The sequence below is a fragment of the Methanospirillum sp. genome, assembly GCF_035560735.1.
Lineage (GTDB): Archaea > Halobacteriota > Methanomicrobia > Methanomicrobiales > Methanospirillaceae > Methanospirillum.
On sequence record NZ_DATMYY010000035.1, the window covers coordinates 1 to 8,638 of the forward strand.

Sequence of the window (8,638 nt, forward strand, 5' to 3'; positions counted from 1 at the left end):
ACATTGATGCGAATACGTGATATAATCGACTAATGTCAAGTCCGCGGTACTTATCTGACTAGGATGTATGATTGTTGGTATGTATCCGGTTCACCGATCTGATGATATACAGGAGAATAATTCCATTGATAATCAGACCACCGAGGATGAGAATCAGCGAGTTCTCCAGAGGAACGTGGAGGTACTGGTTGATAACCGGATCTGCAATGAATGCAGTAGTTGACATATCCATCACCTACGTTCCTGCTATGTTTTTTGACACGATAATGGTTGGTATCATGAAAGTCAGCCCGGCCAAAAAAGATACTGAGTATCAGGCCTCTTCTGTGATTGCTTTTAGTGCCTTGATGATCGCCCATCTTCCCCGGCCGAGATCCTCCATCAGCCTCTCAACGATCTCACCTTTCTTCAAACCTTCCCCTTTAAGGTCCTTGTACCTCTGTAGAAGATCAGATCGCGATTCAGCAGTCCACCGCTCTCTCTGCCGCTTTGGAGCAGAGCATTCAGGAATTCGCTGTTCATTAAGGAGAAATCCAGGGTTCAGATTCATTAGTTCAGGAACCCTCACAGAATAGATTGCAGGAGATATCTCAAACCCGACTGCCCTTCTGTTCAATCCTATTGCTGCCCATGCCGTTGAACCGCCTCCTAAAAAGAGATCACATACCAGATCTCCTTCATTACTGGAATACAGGATCATCTTTGTCAGAAGCTGCACCGGGAGTTCATTCTTGTTTTTAATCTGTCCTGGCTTATACTCGCGATTTATTACCCATACATCCTCTCTGTCCTGATAGTTTAGTGAACCACCTTCTAAGGCTTTCTCCTCTGCTCCGAATCTTGATTCAAGATTGAATGTCCGCCTTCCACCAGGTTTTTCGTAAAAAAGGATGTGATAATGGGATGATATGAACTTGCGGCTTGTCCAGACACCGAAGTTGTATTTCCAGACGATATGATTGATTTCGATAAGTGTGGTCTGATTGAGTGCATGCAGGATATGGTAGAGGTTCGAATATCCTGAAACAATATACATCGAACCACCTGGCTTTAAAATCCGTTCAGCCTCTTTTATCCAGTCAATTGAGAATTGGCCATACTCCTCTTCAGGGATCTCAACATATCCATCAACAACACAACTCTCATCCCTATTGTAATGCTTATGAAGAGTATCTCCCCTGATACCATACGGTGGATCGGTGATGATCAGATCGACTGAATTCTCTTCAAGGTGCTTTCTGGCACCGGTAATACAAGATTCGTTGTAAAATGTGCAAATAGACGTCATTTGTGGATTCTTGGAATTTGTGAGTATAGATCGTTCGTTGCAGATCACTTTTGTCTCAAGATATTTCAAAAGGTTGATCCCTTCCGCACTTATTCCATCTCATTTCAACAAGAATAGGATAAAGAAAAGGTTTCTTATCACCGGATGCTCGTGCATCAGAGAATGAGAAGAAGCCCCTTAACGGGACATGTAAAACATACTAGACATGCAGATAAAAACCACTGCACCAATGGGCGCTGCATTCCTGCAGAGCCTTCAGATTACTGCGTTTACTATCCATGTAGTTGTACCGGCTATGATCCTACTTGCAGGAGCGGTTGCATACCATGCCGGCTGGATCGTCTAAACGCCCTCCTCCTTTTTAAAAAAAGTTCTATTATGATGTCGGTGCTGCCTCTTGTGAACCAGCAGGTTCAGGTCCGGTGTATGTATCGCCCTGCTGTTTCACCTGAGGGGCAAGATACTCCGGCAGAAGATGCAGACAGTCTTTTGGACAGTATTCCACACATCCTCCGCATACAATACACCTGAACCGGTCAATATGCCATGTCCTCTCTGCCTTTGTCACCACGATAGCATCGGCTGGACAGTGCATGCTGCATAACCCGCAGAAGATGCACTTTTCAATCTCAACAACGAGGTGTCCCCGGGTTTGTGGAGTCTTTTTTGCAGGCACTGACGGGTACCTACGTGTGTCCGGTCCCCTAATCAGGGATTTTACAATCATCTTTGTAATCGTAAAGGCACTCATATTACCGCTCCATACAACCGATGCAGGGATCAATTGAGAGTACAATTACCGGAACATCAGCCATCTGGCAGCCGCCAAGCGTCTTAACCAGGGCAGGAACATTTGCCATTGTCGGAGTCCGGACACGGTGCCTGAGAAGATTCTTCTTTCCGCCACCTTTCACAAAGTGGAGCACTTCACCACGTGGCTGCTCTACCCGTGAGAAATATTCACCGTCAGGGTTGCCTTTTACCTTGACCTCAATTTCTCCCTCTGGAATTGTATCAATGGCCTGCCTGATCAGATCAATTGAGACTGACATCTCCTCTGCCCTGACAAGACATCTGGCATAGCAGTCTCCATCATCGTGGGTTACCGGTTTGAAGTCAAGATGCTCATATGCACCGTATCCAAGCATCCGCATATCACTCTTAATACCGGATCCCCGGACCATTGGTCCGACTGCCCCGAGTTCCCATGCATCTTTCTTTGAGAGATGACCAACTCCGACAGTCCTACTCTTGATTGTCGGCTCATCAGTGAAGACGGCCACAAGGTCATCAACCTCTGACTGCAAAATATCAAGACCTGCTTTCATCTGTGCAAGCTGGGGTGCTGCAATATCCTTTCTCACACCACCGACTTTGCAGCTTCCCTGAATGACCCTCCCGCCAGTTGTCTCTTCAAGTACATCAAGCACACTTTCCCTGATCCGCCATGACTGCATAAAGAGATTCTCAAATCCCATACCGTCTGCGAAACATCCAAGCCAGAGAAGATGGCTGTGTAAACGTGAGTATTCAGACCAGATCGTTCTCAAGTATTCTGCCCGGGCTGGCACCTCTATTTCCATCAGAGCTTCAATACCCTGACTGTACCCGACACTGTGGATAAAACTACAGATACCACAGATACGCTCTGCTATGAAGATATAATCCTTGTAATCCCGCTTTTCAACAAGTTTCTCAAGACCACGGTGGACATATCCGATTCGCGGAATAGCCTCAACAACCCGCTCATCCTCAAGCACCAAATCAAGATGAATCGGTTCAGGCAGAACCGGGTGCTGAGGTCCGAATGGAACAACAACCTGTCTACTCATCAGGCATCCTCCTTTTTAACAACAGTAGGTTTTCCGAATGGATAAGGAATTGATGTCGTGATAAAAGTCCCTTTGAAGTCAAGGAGATTTCCTTCTATTTTTAGTCCGTAGAGATCAGAGATCTCATTCTCATATCCGAATGCTGCAAAGTAGATCCCGGTAATGCTTTTAATCGGAGAATCTGCATCTGTTATCAGTTTCAGGTCTAAAAATTTGAACTTCTGATCATTATCCACATGTTCAAATGAGTAATGGAGTTCAAAATCATCTCCTATCCGTGCACAACAGATCTGAACCAGCCGGGAGCCCGTATCTTTCTGTTTTTGCACTTCAGATGCAAGTGTCTGAAGTGTTACTTCAATCGTCTCCTGTCCTTCCTTTCTCATACCCCAGCCTCCGCACGGTTCATATCTGTTCGTTTCTGTTCAAGAATTCCAAGAGCCTTGACAATTCCATCGATGATCTGTTCAGGTCGTGCAGCACATCCGGGAACCCAGACATCAACTGGAAGAATCTCTCCTACTCCACCCGCGATATTGTAACACTCTTTGAAGACTCCACCTGTACAGGCACAGATTCCGACACCTACTACGACCTTCGGGTGTGGCATCTGGTCATAGAGGTTCTGGATTACCGATCTGTTCTGTTCATTCACCCCCCCGGTGATGACGAGGATATCTGCATGTTTGGGATTTCCAGTATTAATTATCCCAAATCGCTCTACATCGTACCGCGGGGTCAGACAGGCAAGAATTTCGATATCGCACCCATTACAACTGGAGGCATCGTAATGGAGTATCCAGGGTGATTTTGATAAGTATGCCATATTTTTTCTCCATCAGAGCAGTGAAAGGGCGATGATGTTTCCTCCCCCAAGAATCAGGGTAATAATCCAGGCACCCCTGAGAGCCGGGAGCCATTTAACACGTGATGTACTGTTATCTGCAAGCATCTCAAGGAAGTAAACGATAATGATTGCCAGAACTCCGAGTATCGGATTTCCTACAAAGAAGAGATATACAAGCCCGAGCAGAATGACTATTTCATAGAGATGAGCAATCTCTACCATTCCGAGTGTTGAGCCTGAAAACTCAGTCATTACTCCCTTTACCAGTTCCTGGTGTGCATGGTGAGAGGTAGAGAGGTCAAATGGTGATTTTCTGAGTTTAAAGGTCAGGATACAGACTACAGAGATGAAGATTCCAGGCAGGAGAATAATTGGCAGCCCTGAAAAGTTCATGATATCGCTTGCCGCGAAACTCCCGGTTACCTTGTAGAATCCGACTGCCGTGAGAATGATAACGGGCTCAACTGCAATCAGCTGGATAAGCTCTCTTCCTGCACCAACATGGGCGTACGGAGATCGTGTGCTGTATGCAGCAAGAACCAGGAAGACCTCAGAAAGTGTCAGTGCAAATATCGCAAGCAACAGGTCACCGCCACCAAAGAATATCAAACCGGTGACTACCATGAAGGCGAGATGCAGGAATATGAGGACTGCCGGTGCCTGCCATACTCCAACTCTTTCTTTCTCAAAAAGTTTGGCAATATCAAGGAATGGCTGAAGAACTGGTGGTCCTACTCTTCCCTGCATTCGTGCTGTAATGATTCGGTCAACTCCGGTGACAAGGACACCTATTACTGGGGCGAGTATTAGAAATGCAATTGCTGTCAGGATGGTATTCATAGTACACCTCCACTGATGAGTCCTATTAGCAGAACACAGAAGAGGACGATTGTGATCAGTGAGCCGTACTTTGAGAGACGGGCTTCAGGGAAGAGATCTTCGAGATACAGGTTTGAGAGTGAGATCTCACGTTTCGCACCTGCACTGCCCTCCATGAGTCCGTCATGCACAGTGACACCTCCCATGTACCGCCTGAGATTTCTTTTTGGAATGAGAATCTTTATCATCAGCACCGGGAGCACGACGATGAGAGCCAGCATAAGAAGCATAATCATAAGGTTGGATGCCGGGATCAACTCAGATATCGGTCCATATGTCATGACCAGGAACGGCTCTATAAAGTATGTTGAGATTGGTGCAATTCCAAAACAAGCGATGATGGTCAGGGCTGTCAGGGGTATAAGAGCTGCCCATTCAGCACGGGAGATCTGAAACTCTATTGATTCCTCCCATTTTCTGACTTCAAGGAGTTTGCCCATCCACTTAGCCCAGAAGAACACCGTTACTGCACTACCATAGGCGAGAATTACGATAAGGATCATTCCAAATGGTGGAAGAGCCTGTGAAAAGGCATGTATTGATGCCCATTTAGAGATGAGCATTCCGAACGGAGCCAGGAACATTCCTGCGATACCGATCAGCATCATAAGACTGACCTTTGGCATAGATGCTGCAAGACCGGTCATATCCTCAATATCCCGGCTTCCAATCCGGTGCTCTACAGTTCCCACGGAGAGGAAGAGAAGCGACTTTGAGATGGCATGGAAGATTATCAGGAATATTGCTGCCCAGAGCGCTTCAGGAGTTCCGACACCTGCACAGGCCACAATCAGTCCGAGGTTTGCAATTGTTGAGTAGGCAAGGACCTTCTTGGCGTTGCTCTGTGATATCGCAATACAGGATGTGACCAGGAATGTTACTCCACCTATCAGGGCTATGACCATTCCAAGAATCTGACCATCAAACACTGGTGCAAACCTGGCTATAGCATAGACTCCGGCCTTCACCATTGTGCTTGAGTGGAGCAGGGCTGAGACCGGTGTTGGTGCAACCATCGCCCCCACAAGCCAGGATGAAAATGGAAGCTGGGCTGATTTTGCGCATCCTGCGATGGCAATCAGGCAGGCAGGAACAAGGGCTATTGCAGGCCCTGCTGCTATTAAACTGCCAATTCCCAGATGTTCTGATCCCCCATTCATAAGGATATAGAGTATTGCAATTGGGAAACAGGCTCCTCCTATAAGATTGTAAAGAAGTGCCCTGAATGCGTTTGTGACAGCCTCACCATTTTCGGGGTATCTGATCAACAGATATGAACAGAGTGTTGTCACTTCCCAGAAAAAGTACATCCAGATAAGGTTATTTGAGAAAACCACTCCGAACATCGCAGAGAGGAAGAGGAAGAGTATTGCGAAGAATTTCGGTCTCTTATCAGGGAGATCCTTATGGTGTTCATGATATTCACGCATGTATCCTAGTGCGTAAATACAGATAAGTCCACCAATGACTCCGATGATCACTGCCATGATAGCAGAGAATTCATCTGTAAGCAGGTCAGGCACCTTTGCATGCCCTTCAAGGCCGAGCCACTCTGCTCCACCGATAAGCAGTAGTTGGAAGAGCACAAACCCGGTCACCAAGAATTGCTTTGCCTTCACGCTCACCATTACCAGGTATCCTGCAATCAGGATCTCAAGAACCAGCATCACAAGTGCAATGCCTGGCGCCGGCACTGTGAAAAATAACTGATTTTGTCCTACTGGCAACGCAAGAAGCAGAATTGATCCGAGGGCGCAAATCCCTGCTCCAGCAGTGACCACTATTCCCCGAAGATTCTCATTGCGAAGCACGGTGAGAATCAATGCGGGAATGAGGGGAAACATGATCAGAAAGAGAAGCAGTTCCACATACAGATCCACATACATCACTGTGATGAGATTTGCATCTATCATTATTAATCATTATTAACTGAATCTGGCAAAATGACCTGACAGATATGGGAGAATCAAATCTGACCGGTTCAGATCACAGGGGTAATTGCATGAGAGATTCAAACTATTATTTATGGGATCTCAGGATCAGCACCATTATTTCCCGCTTCTGTTATCAATTTCGCTTGCCATCTTCATGGGTTCTCTTGATGGCACAATTGTAAACATAGCTATTCCTTCAATATCAGAGTCATTCTCCCTCTCTACTTCTGCAGTGAGCTGGGTATCTACTATCTATCTGCTGGTCATGGCTGGATGTGTTCTGATTTTTGGAAAAATTTCTGATATTATCGGATTCAAACGGATTTTTCTCACTGGATTTGTGGTTTTCACTATTGGTTCTTTTACATGTGGTACCCTGCCTGAGCTGACCGGGTCATTTCTTACTTTGGTAGGGTCGCGTGCATTTCAGGGAATCGGTGGTGCAATGCTAACAGCAATCGCTCCTGCAATGGTGAATGCGTATATTCCGATGGAGAAGAAAGGGAAGGCGATGGGCTTTATTATGACCATTGCAGCTCTTGGGACTGCCATCGGCCCGACTGTCGGTGGTATCCTTACCGAATATCTCTCCTGGAACTGGATCTTCTTTATTAATGTCCCGGTTGGTATCGTTGCTGTCCTTGTTGGCCAGCGATATATTCCTGTTATTGCTCCATCAGCCTCACATGAATCATTTGATAGGACCGGGGCAGTCCTCATCTTTTCAGGGCTTGCATTTCTTCTCTTTGGAATGTCTGAAGGAGACTCAATTGGGTGGACCTCACCTGTTATCACTGGATCACTAATTCTTGCACTAATTCTTCTTGCACTGTTTATCCGAACCGAGTTCCGTTCTCCATATCCACTCCTCGAACTCAGGCTCTTTCAGGATCGGAATTTCTTCTGTTTAAATTTGATTATGGCGTTGCTGTTCTTCGGATTTTCAGGAATTAATTATCTGCTCCCCTTTTATCTCAAGTATGTTGGAGGATACAGCACTTCAACATCAGGTCTAATTCTCACATCTCTATCATTTGCGATGATGGTTACCGGCCTTCTTGCAGGTACACTTTATACTCGTGTAGGTGGGAAACGGATAGCCAATGTCGGCGCCTTTCTTCTTCTGGTCGGATATTTCCTGATTTTGCAGCTTCATGTTAATACAACACTTTGGTATGTGGTTCTTTGTCTTGCGATGATTGGCTTTGGTCTTGGTTTTATGATAACTCCAATCTCAAGCATGATTATGAGTTCAGTGGCAAAGCAGTACCAGGGTATGGCCTCATCACTGACAAGTCTTGAGCGGTTTGCACCCCTGACTATTGGGATTGCAGTTTTTAATGCAATATTTATCCAGGGTATGATTCTTATTGCAGCTGAGTATGGTGTTACCCGGAGTGCACCGGTGTACATCCAGCAGAAGGCTTTGACAGCTGGGTTTGACCTGACCTTTTGTGTAACTTTTATTTTTGGAATTGCAGTTCTCATTCTGACCTTTATTGTGAAAGAGAAAGTGCATCCAGATTATCTGACAGAATCTTCTGATTGTTAATTTTCCTTTCTTCTCTTTTGTCCGTTAACCTCCCTCGAATTGTAACCAAAAATTTGTGGTGACGATGTTTCAAATCCCTCATCGTCTTGCCTTTGCCATCGTTTATTGACTCAAAATGTAAGTGCAGTTTCTGTCCTAGGCGACTGGGACGCCTTATTCTCCTATGGTTGGTTTTCTGTTCGACCTTCGTTTCCATATTGTTGTTTTCCAATCATCAGCCATCGGTTCTTGTCTCTCTCTCTCTCTCTCTCTCTTTTTGATCTGACTTTCAAACCTACTCTAACATATATCATCATGAAGTTTAAT

The 8,638-nt window shown here is 45.7% G+C and carries 10 protein-coding genes; 2 read left to right on the plus strand and 8 right to left on the minus strand.

Annotation, left to right across the window (positions count from 1 at the left end; translation table 11 throughout):
• Nucleotides 1-58 precede the first annotated feature (58 nt).
• Nucleotides 59-226 (minus strand): hypothetical protein, encoded by a 168-nt coding sequence (locus VN429_RS00900; RefSeq protein WP_325628786.1) that lies wholly within the window; start codon nt 224-226, stop codon nt 59-61.
• A gap of 87 nt (nt 227-313) precedes the next feature.
• Nucleotides 314-1,288, minus strand: a complete 975-nt coding sequence (locus tag VN429_RS00905) for a DNA-methyltransferase (RefSeq protein ID WP_325628788.1) — start codon at nt 1,286-1,288, stop codon at nt 314-316.
• A 205-nt stretch (nt 1,289-1,493) separates the two neighbouring features.
• Between VN429_RS00905 and VN429_RS00910 the strand changes: the two genes are divergently transcribed.
• Nucleotides 1,494-1,634, plus strand: a complete 141-nt coding sequence (locus tag VN429_RS00910) for a hypothetical protein (RefSeq protein ID WP_325628790.1) — start codon at nt 1,494-1,496, stop codon at nt 1,632-1,634.
• Between the two features lie 30 nt (nt 1,635-1,664).
• Here the strand turns inward: VN429_RS00910 and VN429_RS00915 are convergent, their stop codons facing one another.
• The 6 genes from VN429_RS00915 to VN429_RS00940 are packed head-to-tail and all read right to left on the minus strand — an operon-like array spanning nt 1,665 to nt 6,759.
• Nucleotides 1,665-2,039, minus strand: coding sequence for a 4Fe-4S binding protein (locus tag VN429_RS00915; RefSeq protein WP_325628792.1), 375 nt, complete (start codon nt 2,037-2,039; stop codon nt 1,665-1,667).
• Between the two features lies 1 nt (nt 2,040).
• Entirely contained in the window at nt 2,041-3,120 is a 1,080-nt protein-coding gene (locus VN429_RS00920) for a hydrogenase large subunit (RefSeq protein ID WP_325628794.1), read from the minus strand.
• Nucleotides 3,120-3,506, minus strand: coding sequence for an NADH-quinone oxidoreductase subunit C (locus VN429_RS00925; RefSeq protein ID WP_325628797.1), 387 nt, complete (start codon nt 3,504-3,506; stop codon nt 3,120-3,122). Before VN429_RS00925 ends, VN429_RS00920 begins: the two co-directional genes overlap by 1 nt.
• Entirely contained in the window at nt 3,503-3,946 is a 444-nt protein-coding gene (locus VN429_RS00930) for an NADH-quinone oxidoreductase subunit B family protein (protein ID WP_325628799.1), read from the minus strand. Before VN429_RS00930 ends, VN429_RS00925 begins: the two co-directional genes overlap by 4 nt.
• 12 nt (nt 3,947-3,958) lie before the next feature.
• A complete protein-coding gene (locus tag VN429_RS00935; protein WP_325628801.1) occupies nt 3,959-4,807 on the minus strand; it encodes a respiratory chain complex I subunit 1 family protein in 849 nt (282 codons plus the stop codon).
• Nucleotides 4,804-6,759 carry an NADH-quinone oxidoreductase subunit 5 family protein gene (locus VN429_RS00940; RefSeq protein WP_325628803.1) on the minus strand — a complete coding sequence of 652 codons (1,956 nt, stop codon included), beginning with the start codon at nt 6,757-6,759 and terminating at the stop codon, nt 4,804-4,806. The genes VN429_RS00935 and VN429_RS00940 overlap by 4 nt, the downstream gene beginning before the upstream one ends.
• 112 nt (nt 6,760-6,871) lie before the next feature.
• On the opposite strand from VN429_RS00940, the gene VN429_RS00945 reads away from it, so the two are divergent.
• Complete coding sequence (locus tag VN429_RS00945) at nt 6,872-8,332, plus strand: MFS transporter (RefSeq protein ID WP_325628805.1); 1,461 nt, start codon at nt 6,872-6,874, stop codon at nt 8,330-8,332.
• Nucleotides 8,333-8,638: the final 306 nt, after the last annotated feature.

Excerpts from the sequence above, each read along its gene's own strand:
- VN429_RS00900 (WP_325628786.1), bottom strand. The coding sequence starts at position 226 with ATGTCAACTACTGCATTCATTGCAGATCCGGTTATCAACCAGTACCTC.
- VN429_RS00905 (WP_325628788.1), bottom strand. The coding sequence starts at position 1,288 with ATGACGTCTATTTGCACATTTTACAACGAATCTTGTATTACCGGTGCC.
- VN429_RS00910 (WP_325628790.1), top strand. The coding sequence starts at position 1,494 with ATGCAGATAAAAACCACTGCACCAATGGGCGCTGCATTCCTGCAGAGC.
- VN429_RS00915 (WP_325628792.1), bottom strand. The coding sequence starts at position 2,039 with ATGAGTGCCTTTACGATTACAAAGATGATTGTAAAATCCCTGATTAGG.
- VN429_RS00920 (WP_325628794.1), bottom strand. The coding sequence starts at position 3,120 with ATGAGTAGACAGGTTGTTGTTCCATTCGGACCTCAGCACCCGGTTCTG.
- VN429_RS00925 (WP_325628797.1), bottom strand. The coding sequence starts at position 3,506 with ATGAGAAAGGAAGGACAGGAGACGATTGAAGTAACACTTCAGACACTT.
- VN429_RS00930 (WP_325628799.1), bottom strand. The coding sequence starts at position 3,946 with ATGGCATACTTATCAAAATCACCCTGGATACTCCATTACGATGCCTCC.
- VN429_RS00935 (WP_325628801.1), bottom strand. The coding sequence starts at position 4,807 with ATGAATACCATCCTGACAGCAATTGCATTTCTAATACTCGCCCCAGTA.
- VN429_RS00940 (WP_325628803.1), bottom strand. The coding sequence starts at position 6,759 with ATGATAGATGCAAATCTCATCACAGTGATGTATGTGGATCTGTATGTG.
- VN429_RS00945 (WP_325628805.1), top strand. The coding sequence starts at position 6,872 with ATGGGATCTCAGGATCAGCACCATTATTTCCCGCTTCTGTTATCAATT.